Source organism: Streptomyces sp. NPDC050548 (assembly GCF_044457385.1).
Classification (GTDB): domain Bacteria; phylum Actinomycetota; class Actinomycetes; order Streptomycetales; family Streptomycetaceae; genus Streptomyces.
In genome coordinates this window covers 14,409-35,595 of sequence record NZ_JBITGV010000032.1, presented here as the reverse complement: position 1 = coordinate 35,595, position 21,187 = coordinate 14,409, and the positions used below count along the sequence as shown (strand labels likewise).

The 21,187-nt window shown below is 70.8% G+C and carries 16 protein-coding genes and 1 pseudogene; 5 read left to right on the top strand and 12 right to left on the bottom strand.

Annotated features, from left to right (window positions below; all coding sequences use genetic code 11):
• Positions 1 to 7 precede the first annotated feature (7 nt).
• The 3 genes from ACIBJH_RS46840 to bldG form a co-directional block, all read right to left on the bottom strand.
• Complete coding sequence (locus ACIBJH_RS46840; protein WP_399123149.1) at positions 8 to 2,413, bottom strand: sodium-translocating pyrophosphatase; 2,406 nt, start codon at positions 2,411 to 2,413, stop codon at positions 8 to 10.
• 280 nt (positions 2,414 to 2,693) lie between these two features.
• Complete coding sequence (locus tag ACIBJH_RS46835; RefSeq protein WP_362982874.1) at positions 2,694 to 3,131, bottom strand: ATP-binding protein; 438 nt, start codon at positions 3,129 to 3,131, stop codon at positions 2,694 to 2,696.
• 118 nt (positions 3,132 to 3,249) lie between these two features.
• A complete protein-coding gene (gene bldG / locus ACIBJH_RS46830; protein ID WP_003975386.1) occupies positions 3,250 to 3,591 on the bottom strand; it encodes an anti-sigma factor antagonist BldG in 342 nt (113 codons plus the stop codon).
• A gap of 80 nt (positions 3,592 to 3,671) precedes the next feature.
• Here bldG and ACIBJH_RS46825 point away from each other — a divergent pair, with 80 nt between their 5' ends.
• Positions 3,672 to 6,224, top strand: coding sequence for a DEAD/DEAH box helicase (locus ACIBJH_RS46825; RefSeq protein ID WP_399123148.1), 2,553 nt, complete (start codon positions 3,672 to 3,674; stop codon positions 6,222 to 6,224).
• On the opposite strand, the pseudogene ACIBJH_RS46820 reads toward ACIBJH_RS46825, so the two are convergent.
• From ACIBJH_RS46820 to ssd, 7 genes and pseudogenes are all read right to left on the bottom strand, one after another.
• Positions 6,166 to 6,546 (bottom strand): annotated as a pseudogene (locus tag ACIBJH_RS46820) (Rv3654c family TadE-like protein); the annotation flags it as partial. The gene ACIBJH_RS46825 and the pseudogene ACIBJH_RS46820 sit on opposite strands and share 59 nt — an antisense overlap.
• A gap of 26 nt (positions 6,547 to 6,572) precedes the next feature.
• The gene (locus ACIBJH_RS46815) at positions 6,573 to 6,950 is read right to left on the bottom strand and encodes a TadE family type IV pilus minor pilin (protein ID WP_399123147.1); all 378 of its coding nucleotides are present in this window, start codon (positions 6,948 to 6,950) and stop codon (positions 6,573 to 6,575) included.
• On the bottom strand, positions 6,937 to 7,173 hold the full coding sequence (locus ACIBJH_RS46810) for a DUF4244 domain-containing protein (protein WP_399123146.1): 237 nt from the start codon (positions 7,171 to 7,173) through the stop codon (positions 6,937 to 6,939). Before ACIBJH_RS46810 ends, ACIBJH_RS46815 begins: the two co-directional genes overlap by 14 nt.
• 87 nt (positions 7,174 to 7,260) lie before the next feature.
• Positions 7,261 to 8,067, bottom strand: coding sequence for a type II secretion system F family protein (locus ACIBJH_RS46805; RefSeq protein ID WP_399123145.1), 807 nt, complete (start codon positions 8,065 to 8,067; stop codon positions 7,261 to 7,263).
• 73 nt (positions 8,068 to 8,140) lie between these two features.
• The gene (locus ACIBJH_RS46800) at positions 8,141 to 9,013 is read right to left on the bottom strand and encodes a type II secretion system F family protein (protein ID WP_399123144.1); all 873 of its coding nucleotides are present in this window, start codon (positions 9,011 to 9,013) and stop codon (positions 8,141 to 8,143) included.
• Positions 9,014 to 9,054: 41 nt separating this feature from the next.
• Entirely contained in the window at positions 9,055 to 10,254 is a 1,200-nt protein-coding gene (locus ACIBJH_RS46795) for a TadA family conjugal transfer-associated ATPase (RefSeq protein ID WP_399123143.1), read from the bottom strand.
• Positions 10,251 to 11,354 (bottom strand): septum site-determining protein Ssd, encoded by a 1,104-nt coding sequence (gene ssd, locus ACIBJH_RS46790; protein WP_399123142.1) that lies wholly within the window; start codon positions 11,352 to 11,354, stop codon positions 10,251 to 10,253. The genes ACIBJH_RS46795 and ssd overlap by 4 nt, the downstream gene beginning before the upstream one ends.
• Before the next feature lie 583 nt (positions 11,355 to 11,937).
• Between ssd and ACIBJH_RS46785 the strand changes: the two genes are divergently transcribed.
• A complete protein-coding gene (locus ACIBJH_RS46785; protein WP_399123141.1) occupies positions 11,938 to 12,780 on the top strand; it encodes an HAD family hydrolase in 843 nt (280 codons plus the stop codon).
• A 340-nt stretch (positions 12,781 to 13,120) separates the two neighbouring features.
• Here ACIBJH_RS46785 and ACIBJH_RS46780 read toward each other — a convergent pair whose 3' ends face one another.
• A complete protein-coding gene (locus ACIBJH_RS46780; protein WP_399123140.1) occupies positions 13,121 to 13,945 on the bottom strand; it encodes an oxidoreductase in 825 nt (274 codons plus the stop codon).
• Positions 13,946 to 14,046: 101 nt separating this feature from the next.
• Between ACIBJH_RS46780 and ACIBJH_RS46775 the strand changes: the two genes are divergently transcribed.
• Positions 14,047 to 15,027: an ATP-binding protein gene (locus ACIBJH_RS46775; RefSeq protein WP_399123139.1), complete on the top strand. Its 981-nt coding sequence runs from the start codon at positions 14,047 to 14,049 to the stop codon at positions 15,025 to 15,027.
• A gap of 21 nt (positions 15,028 to 15,048) precedes the next feature.
• On the opposite strand, the gene ACIBJH_RS46770 is transcribed toward ACIBJH_RS46775, so the two are convergent.
• Positions 15,049 to 16,320: a hypothetical protein gene (locus ACIBJH_RS46770; protein ID WP_399123138.1), complete on the bottom strand. Its 1,272-nt coding sequence runs from the start codon at positions 16,318 to 16,320 to the stop codon at positions 15,049 to 15,051.
• Between the two features lie 335 nt (positions 16,321 to 16,655).
• On the opposite strand from ACIBJH_RS46770, the gene ACIBJH_RS46765 reads away from it, so the two are divergent.
• Positions 16,656 to 18,971, top strand: a complete 2,316-nt coding sequence (locus ACIBJH_RS46765; RefSeq protein ID WP_399123137.1) for a SulP family inorganic anion transporter — start codon at positions 16,656 to 16,658, stop codon at positions 18,969 to 18,971.
• Positions 18,972 to 19,137: 166 nt separating this feature from the next.
• Complete coding sequence (acs, locus tag ACIBJH_RS46760; protein ID WP_399123136.1) at positions 19,138 to 21,099, top strand: acetate--CoA ligase; 1,962 nt, start codon at positions 19,138 to 19,140, stop codon at positions 21,097 to 21,099.
• Positions 21,100 to 21,187 lie beyond the last annotated feature (88 nt).

Genomic DNA, 21,187 nt, shown 5'->3' with positions numbered 1-21,187 from the left:
GGACCGCCTACGAAACCACCGCGGGATCCGCCTTCTTGGTCACCCGCTCGGCGTCGTCCTCGTCCCCCACGGCGATCCCGCGCCGCTTGGAGATGTACACCGCGACGACGATCACCAGGAACGCGAGCACCGAGATCGCGATGCGCACCCCGATGTTCTTGTCGTCGCCGTAGCTGAACTTGATGACCGCGGGCGCGATGAGCAGCGCGACGAGGTTCATCACCTTCAGCAGCGGGTTGATGGCCGGACCGGCGGTGTCCTTGAACGGGTCGCCGACCGTGTCGCCGATCACCGTGGCGGCGTGGGCCTCGCTGCCCTTGCCGCCGTGGTTGCCGTCCTCGACGAGTTTCTTCGCGTTGTCCCAGGCACCGCCCGAGTTCGCGAGGAAGACCGCCATCAGCGTGCCGGTGCCGATCGCGCCCGCGAGGAACGAGCCGAGCGCGCCGACGCCGAGCGTGAACCCGACCGCGATCGGCGTGAGCACGGCGAGCAGGCCTGGTGTGGCCAGTTCGCGCAGCGCGTCCTTGGTGCAGATGTCGACGACGCGCCCGTACTCCGGTGTCTCGGTGTAGTCCATGATCCCGGGGTGCTCGCGGAACTGCCGCCGCACCTCGTAGACCACGGCCCCCGCGGACCGCGAGACCGCGTTGATCGCCAGCCCCGAGAAGAGGAAGACGACCGCGGCGCCCACGATGAGGCCCACCAGGTTGTTGGGCTGGGAGATGTCCATCATCAGATTCAGTGGCGCGCCCGGGCCCGAGACCTTCTCGCCGACGTCGTTGGCGGCGGTGACGATCGCGTCCCGGTACGAGCCGAAGAGCGCCGACGCCGCCAGGACGGCGGTGGCGATGGCGATGCCCTTCGTGATGGCCTTGGTGGTGTTGCCCACCGCGTCCAGGTTGGTGAGCACCTGCGCGCCCGCCCCCTCGACGTCGCCGGACATCTCCGCGATGCCCTGCGCGTTGTCGGAGACCGGCCCGAAGGTGTCCATGGCGACGATCACACCGACCGTGGTGAGCAGTCCGGTGCCGGCCAGTGCCACCGCGAACAGCGCCAGCATGATCGAGGCACCGCCCAGCAGGAACGCGCCGTAGACGGCCAGACCGATCAACAGGGCGGTGTAGACGGCCGATTCGAGGCCGAGCGAGATGCCCGCGAGGATGACGGTGGCCGGACCGGTGAGCGAGGTCTTGCCGATGTCCATCACGGGACGGCGGTTCGTCTCCGTGAAGTAGCCGGTCAGCTGCTGGATCAGGGCGGCGAGCACGATGCCGATGGCCACGGCGACGAGCGCGAGGATCCGCGGATCGCCGTCCTTGACCTTGATCGCCGCGTCGGTGACGCCGTCGAGGTCGGCGTACTTCGACGGCAGATAGACGAAGACCGCGACCGCCACCAGCACGAGCGAGATCACCGCGGAGATGAAGAAACCCCGGTTGATCGCGGACATGCCGCTGCGGTCGGACCGGCGTGGCGCCACCGCGAAGATGCCGATCATGGCGGTGATCACACCGATCGCCGGCACGAGCAGCGGGAAGGCGAGCCCGGAGTCACCGAAGGCCGCCTTGCCGAGGATCAGCGCGGCGACCAGCGTCACGGCGTACGACTCGAAGAGGTCGGCCGCCATGCCCGCGCAGTCGCCGACGTTGTCGCCCACGTTGTCGGCGATGGTCGCGGCGTTGCGCGGGTCGTCCTCCGGGATGCCCTGCTCGACCTTGCCGACCAGGTCGGCGCCGACGTCGGCCGCCTTGGTGAAGATGCCGCCGCCGACCCTCATGAACATGGCGATGAGGGCGGCACCGAGGCCGAATCCCTCCAGCACCTTCGGCGCGTCGGCCGCGTACACCAGCACCACGCAGGAGGCGCCGAGCAGACCGAGCCCCACCGTGAACATGCCGACGACGCCGCCCGTGCGGAAAGCGATCTTCATTGCTTTGTGCGAGACGGCGGTGAGATCCTTTTCCGGCTCACCCTCCGCCGGAGTCGCTTCCCGGGCCGCCGCGGCGACACGGACATTACTGCGCACGGCGAGCCACATGCCGATATAGCCGGTGGTCGCCGAGAACACCGCGCCGATCAGGAAGAAGATCGATCGTCCGGCGCGCTGATTCCAGTCGTCCGCGGGCAGCAGCAGAAGCAGGAAGAAAACGATCACGGCGAATACGCCGACCGTGCGCAACTGCCGTCCCAGATAGGCGTTCGCGCCTTCCTGGACCGCTGCCGCGATCTTCTTCATGCTGTCGGTGCCCTCACCGGCCGCGAGTACCTGGCGGACCAGGATGCCCGCGACCACGAGCGCTGCGAGTGCCACGACGGCGATCACCATCACGAGGATGCGATTGTCGTGGGTCAGGACTGCGGCTGCGAAGGTTGTGGGGTGGTCCAACTGCTGAGGGGTAGAAAGCCCCGCCATTCGTCCTCCTTGACGCCTGTGCTGAGCTCAAGAGATGTGGACGGATTGTAGGTACCGGAACCTGATCAAAACAGTGCGCGGCAAACGGAATTGGCCTTCGCATAGTAATGCCTTAAAAGCATTGGCGCTTGATCAAATTTTCGGTGGATTGATCGTGAATGAATTCACGAAAAGGCTGCCGTGATCACTGTACGGCTGCCACCCGGGGCCGGACATGCCGAAGGGCCCTACTCAGTAGGGCCCTTCGGGGTAATGATATTGAGGCGGAACGGCTCAGAACTCAGGAGAGCGGCGCGGCCGGCGGTGTGGTCGGCCAGGTCATACGGATCGATCCGCCGTGCTCTCCCGCGGTGACCTCGACGTCGTCGACGAGCCCGCTGATGACAGCGAGACCCATCTCGTCCTCCTCGGTCTCCGCGTCCGGATCCTCGCCCAGCGCCCCGGGCGCCTTGTCGCCGGGGGCCGAGCGTGGTGCCTCGTCGCCGACCTCGATGGAGAACTGCTTCTCCTCCTCGATCAGCAGCACCTTCACCGGAGAGGTGATCCCGCCACTCTGGTGCAGCCCGACGGCACGGGTGCAGGCCTCGCCGACGGCGAGTCTCACCTCGTCGAGTACGGCCTCGTCCACTCCGGCCCTGCGCGCCACCGCTGCCGCCACCAGTCGGGCGGTCCTGACGTGCTCGGGCAGCGCGCTGAAGCGGAGTTCAACGGTGGCCATGCATCCCCCTCGGGACTACGGGCGTGCTGTCGGAGGGCCGGGCTGCCGAAAGCCCGGTCCACCGGTCGTCTATACGGCCGATCGGGGAGCGGTCGTTCACCGCTCCCTGAACGGTCGGTCAGTCGGTGGCCGCCACCGCTTCCTCGACCGAGGTGTGAATCGGGAACACCTTGGTGAGGCCGGTGATACGGAAGATCTTCAGAATGCGCTCCTGGTTGCAGACCAGGCGCAGCGAGCCCTCGTGGGCACGCACCCGCTTCAGGCCGCCGACCAGCACACCGAGCCCGGTGGAGTCGAGAAAGTCGACGCCCTCCATGTCGACGACGAGGTGGAAACTCCCGTCGTTCACCAGCTCGACCAGCTGTTCGCGCAACTTGGGCGCGGTATATACGTCGATTTCTCCACCGACCTCGACGACCGTACGATCGCCGACGGTACGGGTCGACAGGGACAGGTCCACGGATCCTCCAGCACCTTGCTATCGAGCGGTCATCCCATGGGACACCTCGGCAGAGCCCCCAGGACGGTTCGCCAGCCGCGATGGCATTCAATCACTTACCGCAGGGCGTGCACGACGCCTTGGCTCCATTGTCCGTCACGCCAGTGACACACTCGGTGCCGATGGCCAAGAATCAGCGATCCGATCGACCCTCGGCGAACCCCGTGTCCGGGCTCTCGCCGGGCACGGTTCTGGACCGGCTCGCGTCCGGACCGAGCCGGGCTTCGCGCATCACTCATACGGAGCACTTGCCCCCACGTGAGGGCCGCCATGCCGTCTGGCCTGACCGGATTCGTGCGGAGGTGATCGCCACCGTCCAGGAAGCCGGTATCGAACACCCCTGGGCCCACCAGGCACAGGCCGCCGAGCACGCCCTCGACGGCGAGTCAGTGATCGTTGCCACAGGCACCGCCTCGGGCAAGTCGCTGGCTTATCTGGTACCGGTCCTCTCGACGCTCCTGGACGGCTCCGAGGCGCCGAACGGCCGCGGCACCACCGCCCTCTACCTGGCCCCCACAAAAGCCCTGGCGACAGACCAGCTCCGTTCCGTGAAGGAACTTTCACAACCTCTGGGCAATGCCGTTCGCCCGGCCGTGTACGACGGCGACACTCCGTTCGAGGAGCGCGAGTGGGTACGCCAGTACGCCAACTACGTCCTGACCAACCCCGACATGCTCCACCGCGGCATATTGCCCTCGCACCCGCGCTGGTCCTCCTTCCTGAAGTCCCTGAAGTACGTGGTCATCGACGAGTGCCACACCTACCGGGGCGTCTTCGGCTCCCACGTCGCCCAGGTGCTGCGCCGCCTGCGCCGCCTGTGCGCCCGCTACGGCTCCTCCCCCGTCTTCCTGCTCGCCTCCGCGACCGCCGCCGAGCCCTCGGTCGCCGCCGGCCGCCTCACCGGCCTCCCGGTGGTCGAGGTCGCCGACGACGCCTCGCCGCGCGGTGAGCTGGTGTTCGCTCTCTGGGAACCCCCGCTCACCGAACTGCACGGCGAGAAGGGCGCCCCGGTCCGCCGTACCGCCACCGCCGAGACCGCCGACCTGCTGACCGACCTCACCGTCCAGGGCGTCCGCTCGGTGGCCTTCGTACGGTCCCGGCGCGGCGCCGAGCTGATCGCGCTGATCGCCCAGGAACGCCTCGCCGAGGTCGACCGCTCACTGGTCCGACGGGTCGCCGCCTACCGGGGCGGCTACCTCCCCGAGGAACGCCGCGCCCTCGAACGCGCCCTCCACTCCGGCGAGTTGCTCGGCCTCGCCGCCACCACCGCCCTCGAACTCGGCATCGACGTCTCGGGGTTGGACGCCGTCCTCATCGCCGGCTACCCCGGCACCCGCGCCTCCCTGTGGCAGCAGGCCGGCCGCGCCGGACGCTCCGGCCAGGGCGCCCTGGCCGTCCTGGTGGCCCGCGACGACCCCCTGGACACCTTCCTCGTCCACCACCCGGAGGCCCTCTTCGACCAGCCGGTGGAGTCCACGGTCCTGGACCCGGACAACCCGTACGTCCTGGCCCCCCACCTGTGCGCCGCGGCGGCCGAACTACCGCTGACCGACGATGACTTGGACCTCTTCGGCCCGGCCACGGCGGACCTGCTGCCACAGCTGGAGGCCGCGAAACTGCTCCGCCGCCGGGCGAAGGCCTGGCACTGGACGCGCCGGGAACGGGCCGCCGACCTCACCGACATCCGCGGCGGGGGCGGAAGCCCGGTCCAGGTCGTCGAGAACGGCACCGGCCGCCTGCTGGGCACGGTCGACGAGGCCGCCGCCCACACGACCGTCCACGAGGGCGCGGTCCACCTCCACCAGGGCCGCACGTACCTGGTGCGCGCCCTGGACCTGGAGGACTCGGTGGCCCTGGTGGAGGAGGCCAACCCCCCGTACTCGACGGTCGCCCGCGACACGACGGCAATCTCCGTCCTGGAGACGGACATCGAACTCCCGTGGGGCCAGGGCAGGTTGTGCTACGGCTCGGTCGAAGTCACCAACCAGGTCGTCTCCTTCCTCCGCAGACGTGTCATCACCGGTGAAGTCCTCGGCGAGTCGAAACTCGACCTCCCTCCTCGTACGCTGCGCACCCGCGCCGTGTGGTGGACGGTCACCGAGGACCAGCTCGACGCCGCCCGCATCAACCCCGAGATCCTCGGCGGCGCCCTGCACGCCGCCGAACACGCCTCGATCGGCATGCTCCCGCTGTTCGCCACCTGCGACCGCTGGGACATCGGCGGCGTCTCGGTCCCTCTGCACCCCGACACACTGCTGCCGACGGTCTTCGTCTACGACGGCCATCCCGGCGGCGCGGGCTTCGCCGAGCGCGCCTTCCACACCGCCCGCGCCTGGCTCACCGCCACCCGCCAGGCCATCGCCTCCTGCGAGTGCGAGGCCGGCTGCCCGTCCTGCATCCAGTCCCCCAAGTGCGGCAACGGCAACGAGCCGTTGCACAAGCGGGGGGCGGTGCGGTTGCTCACGGAGCTGTTGCGGGAGGCGCCGGTGCCGGAGGGGGAAGCGCTGGTCCAGGAGGGAGAGGTGCGGGTACCGGAGGGAGAGGTGCGGGTACCGGAGGCGGAACCGGCCCCGCAGGCCCCGCCCGTGCCCTGACCTCCGCCGCGAACGGTCCCAGGCCGGACGCCGCCGTCACGTCCGACGTCTCCCCCACGACCGCGCACCGCACCAGCCGCGTCCCCTGCGCCCGCGCCACCCGCTCCGCCCGGGCGCAGGCCCCCGTACCGCCCTCCGCCCAGTGGTCGGCCGCCGCGAGGGCCGCGAGATCCGCACCGCCGGCCGCGCGATGCCGGGCCACGACGGCCTGACCCAGGGCGAATACGACCCCGAACACGACGCACATCACGGCCATCGCCCCCAGGCTCCACACGGTGGCGGACCCACGGTCCGAGTCCGGGCCGGGGCGACGGAATCTCATGCGCCCCAGCACGGCGATACGACACCTCACGGCCCCGCCCTCCCCTCGCCGACCGTCTCCTCCGCCACCGCCACGGCCTCCTCCCGCACCTCGAAGGGCAGCCCGCCGAGCATCGGTGGCTTGGCGACCACGACCACATGGACCTGGTCGCCCTCCCGGGAGACCGCGATCCGCGCGTCGCGCGGTGCCGTGTCCCTGGCCACCCGGACGACCGCTTCGGCGGGATCCTGCCGAGCCGCCGCACGGGCGCCGGACCGCGCCGCGTCCACGCACTGGATCTGCGCGGCCACCACCAGCAGCCCCCACACCAGCGCCATGGCGAACATCACCAGCACGGGCAGGACCACGGCCGCCTCGGCCGTCACGAATCCCCCGTCGCCGCCCCGGCGTTCAGACCTTCGCATCGAGGGCCCGCTTCACGATGTCCTGGAGCTCCGTGCTGACCGCTCCGCTGGTCACCACCTTGTAGAGCACCACGGCGAACGCCACCGCCGCGACCAGGCCCATCGCGTATTCAGCCGTTGCCATACCGGCATCCCCGCGCGCGGCGCGGAGTCGCACCCGTACCCGTACCGCTCGGACCACCCGTACCGCCGCTGCCCGTACTCCCTGCACTGCCTTGTACATCTCAACCCCCGTGAGGTTCTTGTCTGTTCAGTTGCTTGATTGCTTGATTGCTCGGCTGCTCGGCTGCCTGGTTGCCTGGTTGTTGGATCAGCCACCTCCTCCCGTCGCCCCGCCCGCGAGCCCGATCACCACGGGCAGTACGCCGACGGCGATGAACGCGGGCAGGAAGCACAGCCCCACCGGTGCGGTGATCAGGACGGCCGCCCGCCGGGCCCGTGCCGTCGCGGTGCGGGTCCAGTCGGCGCGGGCCTCCGCCGCGAGCCGTGCGACCGGTCCGGCGGCGGGGAGCCCCGACTCGTCGGCCCGTTCGAGCAGCCTGGCCAACGGGCCGGCGCCCGGAAGCGCGGCCAACCTCCGCCAGGCGTCGGCCGGTTCGCCGCCGAGCCGTACCTCCGCCGCCGCACGCGCCAGCCGTTCCCCCACGGGTCCCGCCAACGCCTCGCCCACGGCCTGGGCGGCGATCACCGGAGAGGCCCCGGCGGCGATACAGGCGGCCAGCAGATCGGCGGCGAGAGGGAGTTGGCGTGCGGCGGTGGCCGCGTCGCGCTCGGCGCCGGTGTCGTCGGCCACCTGCCTACGGCGCCACCACCACAGCGCGAGTGCGACGGCCCCGCCCACCACGACTCCGGCGATCCCACCGACCAACACCCACCCGGCACCCACGACGCCCACCAACGGCAACCACCGCCGCGCGGCATCCCGAGCCTCGAACCGCCGCCCGGCAGAAGGCACTTCCACTTCCCGCGACTCCCGCGCCTCCCGAGGCAGCAGCCCGGCCAGCCGTCGCCGAGCCCGCCGCGCCCGCCGTAGCGCGTCCAGCCTCCGCACCAACCACGCCGCGGCCAGCGCCACCCCCAGGGCCACCCCCAGCCTGTGGACAACTTCCGTACTCACTCGGTCCTCCTTCTCCGACTCCGACTCCGGCTCCGACACCGGCTCCGACACCCGGCCGCCACGACTGCCCCGCTCACGCCGCCTCCACCCCGCCCACGATCCGCAGCGCCCACCACATCCCCAAGCCCTCCAGCAACCCCCCGACCACCAGGCACCCCAGTCCCGCCCCGCTGTGCAGCAGCACCCGCAGCGGGTCGGCGCCCATCGCCGCGCCGAGCAGCAGCCCGAGCACCGGCAAGCCGGCGAGCATCACGGCGGTGGCCCGCGCTCCGGCCAACTGGGCGCGCAGGTCGGCCCGTTGGTCCCGGTCCGCGCGCAACGCCCCTTCGAGCCGGTCGAGTCCCGCGGCGAGCCCGGCTCCCTGGTCCACGGCCACCCGCCAGCACGCGGCGAGCCCCAACAGGCCTTCCGCGCCCGGCTGTCGGGCCGTCGAGGTGAGCGCACCCGGTACGTCCCCGCCGAACCGCGCCGCCGCCAGCACCGCGGCCTGTGCTTCCCCGAGCCCCTCGGAGTCGAGCGCGGCCCGCAGCAACGCCTCGCCCGGCTGCCGCCCCGCGCGCACCTCCCCGGCGAGCGCCGAGCACAGCGCGATCACCGCGTCGCCGCGCGACTCCCGCGCCCGCCGGGCCTCACCGGCCAGCCGCACCCGTCGTAGCAACGGCACTCCGACCGCCCCCGCGACGGCCGGAACCACCGAAGCCCCCAGTACCGCGACCACCAGTCCGACGCCCAGTGACCACCACTCGGCCCGCAACCGGCCCCGGATCCGGCGCAGTTCGTCGGCGGCCCGCTCCCACGAGGGCGGTCCGACGCCCACCGCCGCGCCGCCCGCGAACAGCAACTGCGCCCGCCGCGCCCCGGACTGCCGCCCGCCCATCAGCCAGACCAGGGCCCCGACACACACCGCGGCCACCCCGACCGACATCTCACCCGTTCCCACGTCCATCACCGCTCCCGTTCGCCGTCACCCGTCCCGCACTAGGCCCGTCAACTCCCTTCACCCGCACCCCTGATCAACTCCCGCAGCCGCTCCCACCCCCGCTCGTACGCGAACGCCTCCGCGCCCCAGCGCAGCGCCGGTACCGTCCGCACCAGGCCCGACGGGTCCCGTTCCAGGACGTGGACCTCGGCGATCCGTCGCCGTCCGGCGCGGTCCCGTACGAGGTGCAGGACCACCGACAGTGCCGCCGCCAACTGGCTGTGCAGCGCGGCCCGGTCGAGGCCCGCGGCCGTACCCAGGGCCTCCAGGCGGGCCGGGACATCGGCCGCGGCGTTCGCGTGCACGGTTCCGCAGCCGCCCTCGTGGCCCGTGTTGAGCGCGGCGAGGAGGGCGACGACCTCGGGTCCGCGCACCTCGCCGACGACGAGCCGGTCCGGCCGCATCCGGAGGGCCTGGCGGACTAGGTCCTGGAGGGTGACGAGGCCGGCGCCCTCCTGGTTGGCGGGTCTGCTCTCCAGCCGTACGACGTGCGGATGGTCCGGCTTCAGCTCCGCCGAGTCCTCGGCGAGCACGATCCGCTCGCCCGGCCCGACCAGTCCGAGCAGCGCGCTCAGGAGTGTCGTCTTGCCACTGCCGGTGCCGCCGCTGATCAGGAAGGACAGCCGGGCCTCGATCACCGCCCGCAGGATCCGGTCGCCGCCCGGCGGCACCGTGCCCGCCGCGACCAGTTCGCCGAGCGTGAAGGCGCGCGGTCGTACGACGCGGAGTGCGAGGCAGGTGCAGCCGACGGCGACCGGGGGCAGTACGGCGTGCAGGCGGGTCCCGTCGGGCAGCCGGGCGTCGGCCCAGGGCCGTGCGTCGTCCAGTCGGCGTCCGGCCACCGCGGCCAGGCGCTGCGCGAGGCGTCGTACGGCCGCCGCGTCCGGGAAGGTGACGGCGGTCAGTTCCAGGCCGCCGCCCCGGTCGACCCATACCTGGTCCGGGGCGGACACGAGCACATCGGTCACCAAGGGGTCGGCGAGCAGGGACTCCAGTGGCCCGCTGCCCACCAGTTCGGACCGCAACTGCTCGGCCGCGCCGAGGACTTCGGCGTCCCCCAGCACCCGCCCCTGTTCCCGCAGCGCCTGCGCCACCCGCGCGGGCGTCGGCTCGCCCCCGCTCTCGGCCAGCCACCGCCGCACACCGTCGAGCATCCCGACGGGCATGCCCGGAGCCGGACCGAACCCACTCCCCACCAGCTCGCTCATACGCCACCCGCCTCGACCAGCGCCCGCTCCCAGAACTCCCGGCAGAACCGCGCCAGCGGCCCCCTCCCGGCCGCCCCCGGCGGCGCCTTGCCGTCGTGCGGCCGCAACAGGCCCGATTCGAGCGGCACTTCGCCCGCCAGCGGCAGTCCGAGGAGGCGGGCCACCTCCCGGTCGTCGAGGCCGGGGGCGTACGGCCCGCGGACGGCCACCCGGAGATCGCGCAGGACCATGCCGACGGCGGACGCGACCCGGCCGGCCGCGGCGACGGCGCGCAGTTCGGCGGGGACCACCAGGAGGCCCACGTCGAGTTGGGCGAGGGTCTCGGCGACGCCGTCGTCGATGCGGCGGGGCAGGTCGACGACGACCGTGCCGCCGCGCCTTCTGGCCGCGGCGAGCACCGCGCGGACGGCCTGCGGCGAGATGGCGACGCAGTCGCCGCGGTCCCAGCTGAGCACCCTGAGCGAGTGGAGTTCGGGGAGGGACTCCTCCAGGGCGCCGCCGCCGACCCGGCCGCGCGAGGCGGCGAACGCGGGCCAGCGCAGGCCTTCCGCGCTCTCTCCGCCGAGGAGTACGTCGAGTCCGCCGCCGAGAGGATCCGCGTCCACCAGGAGTGTGCGCAGTCCCTCCCGCGCGGAGGTGACGGCGAGGGCGCACGCGAGCGTGGACGCTCCGGCCCCGCCGCGGCCCCCGATGACGCCGACGGTGAGCGCGGGGCGGCCGACGCCCTCGGCCACGTCGGCGATGCGGTCGACGAGCCACTGCTCGCCGTCGGGCAGCATCAGGACGTGATCGGCGCCGATCTCGACGGCGCGCCGCCAGACCCCGGAGTCGTCCTGGTCCCGGCCGACCAGCACCACCCCGTTGCGGCGGGCGGCCCCGCGCACCCGTCGTGCCGCGTCGTCGCCGACCAGGACGAGCGGCGCCGTCTCCCAGCCGCCCCGGCGCTCCGGGACCCCGGGATGGACCTCGGGTGTCGCGCCGGCCGCCGCGCACAGGCGCAGCAGGTCGTCGAGGAGTTCGGCGTCCTCGGTGACGATCAGCGGTCCGCCCTGGCGTCCGCCGGCGGCGGGTGGCGGATCGTGTGTGACAGTTCCGGCCATTCTTTCCATCCCCCATCGATGTGTCTCTCGCGTGGCCCCTGCGGTCCCGCGATTCCCAAACGTGTGAAGAACCGGCGATCGGCCTCCATATGCACGGCCGACAGAAACCGGCCGAACGCGTCCGACAAACGGAACCGGCCATGAACTCGCCGCGAGCGAGGACGCGTTGGAATCACGGTGCGGGCATCACGGAAATCGTGTGGATCTTGGTCGAAAACTGTGGACAACGCAGGGCCTGTGAATATCGCCGTCACCCATACCGGTGACCCCCGTACTGGCCTCTGTACGAGTCCCGCAGCGCAGCCCCGCGACTACACGCAGTGACGGGCCCTGGGCATGAAAAAAGGCGGCCTCGGCCGCCTCGCGATGGCCTCATGACCACGCACGGAAAGGGAAAACGGGTCCGGACATGCGACGACCCCCACCGGGGGGGAGAGTGGGGGTCGCCTTCACGGCCGACTCGGGGGGGGAGGAGCCGGGCCGCGTTAGCACGGTCGCGAACGATCCGTGACTTCCATGGTGTACCCGAGAGCCCTCTCAGGCAAACCCACGCGCCACACCTTACGCCGAATGGGCTGCGCCTATGCTCTGGGTTGTGGAAAACCACTCCTTGCCCCGCACAGCAGCCTTCTTTGACCTGGACAAGACGGTCATTGCGAAGTCGAGCACGCTCACCTTCGGCAAGTCCTTCTACCAAGGCGGACTGATCAACCGCAGGGCCGCGCTGCGGACCGCCTATGCGCAGTTCGTCTTCCTCGCCGGCGGCGCCGACCACGATCAGATGGAGCGGATGCGCAAGTACCTGTCCTCGCTCTGCCGCGGCTGGAACGTCCAGCAGGTCAAGGAGATCGTCGCCGAGACCCTGCACGACCTGATCGACCCGATCATCTACGACGAGGCCGCCTCACTCATCGAGGAGCACCACCGCGCCGGCCGCGATGTGGTGATCGTGTCCACGTCGGGCGCCGAGGTGGTCGAGCCGATCGGTGAACTCCTGGGCGCGGACCGGGTGGTGGCGACCCGCATGGTGGTGGGCGACGACGGCTGCTTCACGGGCGAGGTGGAGTACTACGCGTACGGCCCGACGAAGGCCGAGGCGATCAAGGAGCTGGCCCAGTCCGAGGGGTACGACCTCGACCGCTGCTACGCCTACAGCGACTCGGCGACCGATGTGCCGATGCTCCAGTCCGTGGGCCGTCCCTACGCCGTGAACCCGGACCGGACACTCCGTAAGGAGGCACTCGCGCGCGGGTGGCCGATTCTGGACTTCAACCGCCCGGTCCGGCTCAAGCAGCGGCTGCCCACGCTCTCCGTGCCGCCCCGCCCGGCGCTCGTGGTGGCGGCGGCTGTGGGCGCCGCGGCGGCCACAGCGGGGCTCGTCTGGTACGCGAGCCGGCGCAAGGCGGCGACCGTTTACGCCGGTTAGTGTCCCTTTGAGCGCAAAAGTAAAGAAGCGCGGCGAGGGGTTCCACTTCCTCCGGCGCGGGAGTACAAAGGATTCAACGGCCCGCGAGACCAAGGACATCCGAAAGGATCACCTTAATAACGCATTTGGCCCCACGGACCGCGCATGAACACCGAGCACCCACGCGACGTCGACCCGTCGATTACGGGCCAGCCGCACCAGGTGACGGGCAATGTTCCCGACCTGATGGGCAATATTTCGAGGACGCTTGGTAACCCGGTGGAACATGCCAGCGGCGGTACGAATCCTCGTACCGCCGCAACCCGTAACGGCCCCCTCCGTAGGGGGCCGTTTTCCTGTGTCAGGCCGCTCCGCGCTGCAGCGCCTCGCACACCGCCGTCGACTCGCGCGCCCCCAGCTCGACGGCGCGCCCGCAGTGCGTGATCCACGCGGCCATGCCCTCCGGGGTGCCGGAGACATAGCCGTCCAGCGCCGCCAGGTAGGCCGCGCGCCCGAGTTCGGCGTGGCCGACCTCCGCCGGGCACACGGACTTCGGGTCGAGACCGCTGCCGATGAGGACGATCCGCTCCGCCGTGCGCGCGACGAGCCCGTTGCGGGAGGTGAAGGGGCGCAGCGCGAGCAGTTCGCCGTGCACGACGGCGGCCGTCACCAGCGCCGGCGCCGAACCGCCCGCGATGATCAGCTCCGAGAGCCCGTCCAGCCGCCCGGAGACCTCGGCCGCACCGGGGAGCGGCAGTTCGACGAGCGGCTCGTCGACCGGCTCCCCCTGCTGACGCGGCCGTCCGACCTCGTCCTCCTTGCTCGCGGCGGCCACCAGGTGCAGCCGGGCGAGCACCCTGAGGGGCGACTGCCGCCAGATGGACAGGAGTTGGCCCGCCTCGGCGGACAGCCGCAGGGCCGCGCCCATCGTGCGGGCCTCGTCGTCACCGCTGAAGTCGGTGCGCCTGCGGACCTCTTCGAGTGCCCAGTCGGCCCCGGAGAGCGCGGCGGAGCCACGGGCCCCGCGCAGTGCCGCCTCGGCGGTGATCTCGTTGCTGCGGCGCCGCATGACCCGGTGCCCGTAGACGCGGTCCACGGCCTTGCGCATGGACTCGACGGACTCGGCCACTCCGGGCAGCGTGCCCAGGGCCGCGAGCGGATCGGCGGTCGCACCTGTCGTACTCATGAGTACGACAGTAGCCATCCCGGCGGCGCACCCCACGATGGAGTGGTCTTCTTCACGCACACCTGCCACATACAGCTACAGCACGACTACTCTTCGTGAACATGAAAATTGCTTTCGTCGGGAAGGGCGGCAGCGGAAAGACCACCCTGTCCTCCCTGTTCGTCCGCCACCTCGCGGCCACCGCCCAACCCGTCGTCGCCGTCGACGCGGACATCAACCAGCACCTGGGCCCCGCGCTCGGCCTGGACGAGGCGGAGGCCGCCGCACTGCCCGCCCTGGGCGAGCACCTCCCCCTGATCAAGGACTACCTGCGCGGCAGCAACCCGCGCATCGCCTCCGCAGAGACGATGATCAAGACCACCCCGCCCGGCACGGGCTCCCGGCTGCTGCGGGTGCGCGAGAACAATCCGGTCTACGACATCTGCGCGCGCTCGGTGGAACTCGACGGCGGCGCCGCCCGTTTGATGGTCACGGGACCTTTCACGGACGCCGACCTGGGGGTCTCCTGCTACCACTCCAAGACGGGAGCGGTGGAACTGTGCCTGAACCACCTGGTGGACGGGCGCGACGAGTTCGTCGTGGTGGACATGACGGCGGGCTCGGACTCCTTCGCCTCCGGCATGTTCACCCGCTTCGACATCACGTTCCTGGTGGCCGAGCCGACCCGGAAGGGGGTCTCCGTCTATCGCCAGTACAAGGAGTACGCCCGCGACTTCGGAGTCGTCCTGAAGGTCGTCGGCAACAAGGTGCAGGGCCAGGACGATCTCGACTTCCTCCGCGCCGAGGTCGGGGACGACCTGCTCGTGACGGTGGGGCACTCGGACTGGGTGCGCGCCATGGAGAAGGGCCGCCCGCCCCGGTTCGAGCTCCTGGAGGACGTCAACCGCCGCGCCCTGCGCATGCTGGAGATCGCCGCCGACGCGACGTACGAACTGCGCGACTGGGAGCGCTACACGCAGCAGATGGTGCACTTCCACCTGAAGAACGCCCGGAGTTGGGGCAACGAGCGCACCGGGGCCGACCTGGCGGCGCAGGTTGACCCCGGGTTCGTGCTCGACGAGAGCATCACCGCACCGGTGTGAGGCGCGCCCCCTGCCGACCCGCTACTGCTTGACCGCCGGCGCCCCGGGCACGCCCTTCGGGGCCGGCGCGGGGCGGCCGGTCAGGAAGGACGCCCAGCCCGGCTTCGGCGCCTCGCCGACGTTGAGGGTGCGCAGCTTCGCCAGGGTCCCCGGGTCCTGGGCGTCCAGCCAGTCGGCCAGCTGCCGGAAGGAGACACAGCGCGTCTCGGGCTTGTTGCAGACCTTCTCGATGACCTCGTCGAGGGCACGCATGTAGGTGCCGCCGTTCCAGGACTCGAAGTGGTTGCCGATGACCAGGGGCGCGCGGTTGCCGTCGTAGGCCCGGTCGAAGCCCTTGAGCAGGCCGTCACGCATCTCGTCGCCCCACTGCTGGTACTTGTCGGGGTCGCCCTGGGTCTGGGTGCCGGACTGGTTGACCATGAAGTTGTAGTCCATGGTCAGCTGCTCGTAGGAGTGGCCGGGGAAGGGGACGAGCTGCATGGACAGGTCCCACAGCCCCTCCTTCTTCTTGGGCCAGATCTGGTCGTTGACCCCGCTGGTGTCGTAGCGGAAGCCCAACTGGCTGGCCGCCTTCATGAAGTTGGCCTGGCCCTCCAGGCAGGGCGTGCGGGCGCCGACGAGTTCTTTGTCGTAGTCGAAGGGCAGTGAAGAGGCCTTCTTCATCCCGGAGTTGGTCTTCCAGGTCTTCACGAACTGCTTCGCCTGGGCGATCTCGCTCTTCCACTCGGCGACCGACCACTCGCCGACCCCGCCGTTCTTGCCGCAGAAGTGACCGTTGAAGTGGGTGCCGATCTCGTTGCCCTCCAGCCACGCCAGGCGCAGCTGCTTCACGGTGTCGGAGATGCCCTGTTCGTCGTTGAAGCCGATGTCCGAGCTGCCCGGCGAGTGCTCCGGGGGCTTGTAGAGGTCGCGCTTGTCCTCCGGCAGCATGTACACGCCGCTGAGGAAGTACGTCATGTTCGCGTGGTTGGCCTTGGAGACCTTGCGGAAGTGGGAGAACAGCTTCTGACTGTCCTCGCCGGCTCCGTCGAAGGAGAAGACCACGAACTGCGGGGGCTTCTGACCGGGCTTGAGCCGCTCGGGTCTGGGCAGATGCGGCTGCGCCCCGGTGTACGACGTGGAGCCGTCCCCGATCAGGCGGACTCCGCTCTTGGGTGCCGGGGCGGGCGCCGCCTTGTGCGGACCGTTCGCTCCGTGCGGGGAACCGTTGTCACCGATCGCGCAACCGGCGAGCGACGCGGCACAGGCCGCGGCGATCACGGCGCCCGCGGTGATCCTCTGGGTGGCGGCCATGTCCGCCCACCTTCTTCCTTCGTTCGGACCGACGCCGATCAGGGCGTTTTCTGGCGATGTGCCGGGATTCCCGGCAGCGCCGCCAAGGTCGCACGGGGCCGAAGGTGGGATTAGTACGACAAGCCGATGAAATTCTCACTTCACTCTCCGAGGTGACTTATTAACCCATTTGCCCGGAAAGTCTATGCTTGACCTTTACTCTGCATTACTATCCATTTACCGAGCGTTGAGATATCCCGCCGCTGCACGCCGTGACCCACGGCCGCGACCGACCCCCGCCATCGACGGGGACCACCAGTTCCGCGACCGCGCCGCCCCGGAGGAGACGGGAAGACATGTCAGCCTGCGTACCCACCCGCGCCACCGACTCGAACGCCGATCGGACGAAGCGCGTCCACCCGCCCCACAGCCCCCCGCCGCCGCACCGCCGCTTCCGCATCGCGGGCGCCGATGTGTCGGCCTCCATCGCGGTCTTCCTGATCGCCCTGCCCCTGTCCCTCGGCATCGCGCTGGCCACCGGCGCGCCCCTCCAGGCCGGCCTGGTCGCCGCCGCCGCGGGCGGCCTGGTCGCCGGACTGCTCGGCGGCTGCCCCCTCCAGGTCAGCGGCCCGGCCGCCGGACTCACCGTGGTCACCGCCGACCTGATCCACCGTTACGGCTGGCGCACGACCTGCGCGGTCACCGTCCTCGCGGGCCTGGCCCAACTCGCCCTGGGCTGCGTGCGCGTGGCCCGTACCGCGCTCGCCGTCAGCCCCGCGATCGTGCACGGCATGCTCGCCGGCATCGGTGTCACCATCGCCGTCGCCCAGCTGCACATCGTCCTCGGCGGCACCCCGCAGAGCTCGGTCCTCGCCAACCTCCGCGCGCTGCCCGCCCAGTTGGCGGACCTGCATCCCGCCGACGTGGCGATGAGCGCGCTGACGCTGGCCCTACTGCTGCTGTGGCCGCGCGTCCCCGGCCGGCTCGGGCATCTGATGCGGAAGATCCCGGCCGCGCTCGTCGCCGTCGCCGGGGCCACGCTCACCGCGTCCCTCACCGGGCTGACCCTCGCCAAGGTCGACCTGCCGTCCTGGAGCAGCCACGCGCTGGCCGGACTGCCCGAGGGCCCGGTGCTCGGCCTCGCCGCCGCCGTCCTCACCACCACGCTGGTGTGCAGCGTCCAGTCGCTGCTCGGCGCGGTCGCCGTGGACAAGCTGGTCGCGGGACGGCCCGGGCTCTCCGCCCGCGTCGGCCGCTCCGACCTCAACCGCGAACTGCTCGGCCAGGGCGCCGCCAACATCGTCTCCGGCGCGCTCGGCGGACTGCCGGTCGCGGGGGTGGCCGTACGGAGTTCGGCGAATGTGCAAGCAGGTGCCGTGAGCCGGAACTCCACGATGCTGCACGGCGTTCTCGTAGTGATCGCCGCGCTGCTGATGGTCCCCGTGCTGGAGCTGATCCCCCTCGCTTCGCTCGCCGCACTCGTGATGGCCGTCGGCATCCAGATGGTGTCCCTGCACCACATCCGCACGGTGACCCGCCACCGGGAAGTACTGGTCTACGCCGTCACCACCCTCGGCGTGGTCCTCCTCGGCGTCCTGGAGGGCGTGCTCCTCGGGGTCGCCGTGGCGGTCGCCGTCGCCCTGCACCGCCTCACCCACACCCGCATCACGCACGACGAGAAGGAAGGAGTCCATCACGTACACGTCCGAGGGCAGTTGACGTTCCTCGCGGTGCCGCGGCTCAGCCGCTCCCTGCATCTCGTACCCCAAGGCGCCCACGCCGTCGTGGAGTTGGACGGTTCGTTCATGGACCACGCGGCGTACGAGTCACTGCAGGACTGGCAGAACGCGCACACCGCGCGGGGAGGCTCCGCCGAACTGACGGGCCGCCGTACGGGAGTCAGTGCCGGCGCGACGGGCGCGGAAGCCTGCCGCTGTCACCCCTGGACGCCGTGGCGCGAGCACCGGTGCGAGCGACCGCGGTCGGCGCCCCGTGGTGGCGGTCCCGCCTCCGGGCATCAACTCGCCCGTGGCATCAGCGCGTTCCAGCGCAACACCGCGCCCCTGGTGCGGGACGAGCTGGCCCGGCTGGCCAGGGAGGGGCAGCAGCCCTCGCAGCTCTTCCTGACCTGCGCCGACTCGCGGCTGGTCACGTCGATGATCACCTCCAGTGGTCCCGGCGACCTGTTCGTCGTGCGGAACGTGGGCAACCTCGTGCCGCAGCCCGGCGAGGAGAGCGGCGACGACTCGGTGGCGGCGGCGATCGAGTACGCGGTGGACGTGCTGCGCGTGAGATCGATCACGGTGTGCGGGCACTCCGGGTGCGGGGCCATGCAGGCGCTGCTCAACTCCCGGCCCGGGGAAGCCCGTTCGCCGCTCCAGCGGTGGCTGCGGCACGGGCGGCCGAGCCTGGAGCGGATGGCCGCCGACAACCGGCCCTGGGCGCGGCTCGCCACCAGGGCACCCGCCGACGCCGTTGAGCAGCTGTGTCTGACCAATGTGGTGCAGCAGCTGCAGCATCTGCGGGGGCACGAGTCGGTGGCGCGGGCCTTGCGGGACGGGGAGTTGGAGCTGCACGGGATGTACTTCCACGTGGGTGAGGCGCAGGCGTATCTACTGAGCGAGGAGGACGAGTTGTTCGATCGGGTGGGGGTGGTGGACGTCTCGGCCTGAACCTCGTTCACCCGGTGTCCGTGGGTACGAAAGACCCACGCCACGCAGATCGCCCCCGAGTCCGATGACAGGTCTAAACCAATATTTCGGCGACCCTTGTCATCGGACCCCCGGGTCTGATGAGCTGGCCCGGGACACAACGGACACCCTGGGAAAGGCAGATGCCGTGAGCAACGAAAGCCTGGCCAACCTGCTCAAGGAAGAGCGCAGGTTCGCACCCCCCGCGGACCTGGCGGCGCACGCCAATGTCACGGCGGAGGCGTATGAGCAGGCCAAGGCTGACCGGCTCGGCTTCTGGGCCGCGCAGGCCCGCCGCCTGAGCTGGGCCAAGGAGCCGAGCGAGACGCTGGACTGGTCGAACCCGCCGTTCGCCAAGTGGTTCAAGGACGGCTCGCTCAACGTCGCGTACAACTGCGTGGACCGGCACGTCGAGGCGGGCAACGGCGACCGGGTCGCCATCCACTTCGAGGGCGAGCCCGGCGACAGCCGCGCGATCACCTACGCCGAGCTGAAGGACGAGGTCTCCAAGGCCGCGAACGCCCTGCTGGAGCTGGGGGTTCAGAAGGGCGACCGGGTCGCCGTCTACATGCCGATGATCCCGGAGACGGCGGTCGCGATGCTGGCCTGCGCGCGCATCGGCGCCGCGCACTCGGTGGTGTTCGGCGGCTTCTCGGCGGACGCGCTCGCGACCCGGATCCAGGACGCGGACGCCAAGGTCGTCATCACCTCGGACGGCGGCTGGCGGCGCGGCAAGCCGTCCGCGCTCAAGCCGGCCGTGGACGACGCGGTCGACCGCCCGGACAGCGGCGTCGAGCACGTGCTCGTGGTCCGCCGTACGGGCCAGGACGTGGCCTGGAACGACGAGCGGGACGTGTGGTGGCACGAGGTCGTCGACCGGCAGTCGACGGAGCACACCCCGGAGGCGTTCGAGGCGGAGCAGCCGCTGTTCATCCTCTACACGTCCGGTACGACGGGTAAGCCCAAGGGCATCCTGCACACCTCCGGCGGCTATCTCACCCAGGCCGCGTACACCCACCACGCGGTCTTCGACCTCAAGCCGGAGACCGACGTCTACTGGTGCACGGCCGACGTCGGCTGGGTCACCGGCCACTCGTACATCGTCTACGGCCCGCTCGCCAACGGCGCGACGCAGGTCATGTACGAGGGCACCCCGGACACCCCGCACCAGGGCCGCTTCTGGGAGATCGTCCAGAAGTACGGGGTGACGATCCTGTACACGGCGCCGACCGCGATCCGTACGTTCATGAAGTGGGGCGACGACATCCCCGCGAAGTTCGACCTGTCCTCCCTGCGCATCCTGGGTTCGGTCGGCGAGCCGATCAACCCCGAGGCGTGGATCTGGTACCGCAAGCACATCGGTGCGGACAGGACGCCGATCGTGGACACCTGGTGGCAGACCGAGACCGGCGCGATGATGATCTCGCCGCTGCCGGGCGTGACCGCGACCAAGCCCGGTTCCGCGCAGACCCCGCTGCCCGGCATCTCCGCGACCGTGGTCGACGACGAGGCCAACGAGGTCCCGAACGGCGGCGGCGGTTACCTGGTCCTCACCGAGCCGTGGCCGTCCATGCTGCGCACGATCTGGGGCGACGACCAGCGGTTCCTGGACACGTACTGGTCGCGGTTCGAGGGCAAGTACTTCGCCGGTGACGGCGCGAAGAAGGACGACGACGGTGACATCTGGCTGCTCGGCCGGGTGGACGACGTGATGCTCGTGTCCGGGCACAACATCTCCACCACCGAGGTCGAGTCGGCGCTCGTCTCCCACCCGTCCGTGGCCGAGGCGGCCGTGGTCGGCGCGGCCGACGAGACGACCGGACAGGCGATCGTCGCGTTCGTCATCCTGCGCGGCACGGCGAACGCCGAGGACGAGAACCTCGTGGCCGACCTGCGCAACCACGTCGGCGCCGTCCTCGGCCCGATCGCCAAGCCCAAGCGGGTCCTCCCGGTGGCCGAGCTGCCGAAGACGCGCTCCGGCAAGATCATGCGCCGACTGCTGCGGGACGTGGCGGAGAACCGTCAGCTCGGCGATGTCACGACCCTGACGGACTCCACCGTCATGGACCTCATCCAGGCGAAGCTCCCGGCGGCCCCGAGCGAGGACTGAGCAGTACGCAACCCAGCGGTCCAGCGATGAGGGGTGCCCGGCGCAACGCGCGCCGGGCACCCCTTTTAGGTAAACTAAGCAAAACGTG

Excerpts from the sequence above, each read along its gene's own strand:
- ACIBJH_RS46815 (WP_399123147.1), bottom strand. The coding sequence starts at position 6,950 with ATGCGAAGGTCTGAACGCCGGGGCGGCGACGGGGGATTCGTGACGGCC.
- ACIBJH_RS46825 (WP_399123148.1), top strand. The coding sequence starts at position 3,672 with ATGGCATTCAATCACTTACCGCAGGGCGTGCACGACGCCTTGGCTCCA.
- ACIBJH_RS46840 (WP_399123149.1), bottom strand. The coding sequence starts at position 2,413 with ATGGCGGGGCTTTCTACCCCTCAGCAGTTGGACCACCCCACAACCTTC.
- ssd (WP_399123142.1), bottom strand. The coding sequence starts at position 11,354 with ATGGCCGGAACTGTCACACACGATCCGCCACCCGCCGCCGGCGGACGC.
- ACIBJH_RS46775 (WP_399123139.1), top strand. The coding sequence starts at position 14,047 with ATGAAAATTGCTTTCGTCGGGAAGGGCGGCAGCGGAAAGACCACCCTG.
- ACIBJH_RS46835 (WP_362982874.1), bottom strand. The coding sequence starts at position 3,131 with ATGGCCACCGTTGAACTCCGCTTCAGCGCGCTGCCCGAGCACGTCAGG.
- ACIBJH_RS46765 (WP_399123137.1), top strand. The coding sequence starts at position 16,656 with ATGTCAGCCTGCGTACCCACCCGCGCCACCGACTCGAACGCCGATCGG.
- ACIBJH_RS46780 (WP_399123140.1), bottom strand. The coding sequence starts at position 13,945 with ATGAGTACGACAGGTGCGACCGCCGATCCGCTCGCGGCCCTGGGCACG.
- ACIBJH_RS46785 (WP_399123141.1), top strand. The coding sequence starts at position 11,938 with ATGCTCTGGGTTGTGGAAAACCACTCCTTGCCCCGCACAGCAGCCTTC.
- ACIBJH_RS46770 (WP_399123138.1), bottom strand. The coding sequence starts at position 16,320 with ATGGCCGCCACCCAGAGGATCACCGCGGGCGCCGTGATCGCCGCGGCC.
- ACIBJH_RS46810 (WP_399123146.1), bottom strand. The coding sequence starts at position 7,173 with ATGTACAAGGCAGTGCAGGGAGTACGGGCAGCGGCGGTACGGGTGGTC.
- ACIBJH_RS46795 (WP_399123143.1), bottom strand. The coding sequence starts at position 10,254 with ATGAGCGAGCTGGTGGGGAGTGGGTTCGGTCCGGCTCCGGGCATGCCC.
- ACIBJH_RS46800 (WP_399123144.1), bottom strand. The coding sequence starts at position 9,013 with ATGGACGTGGGAACGGGTGAGATGTCGGTCGGGGTGGCCGCGGTGTGT.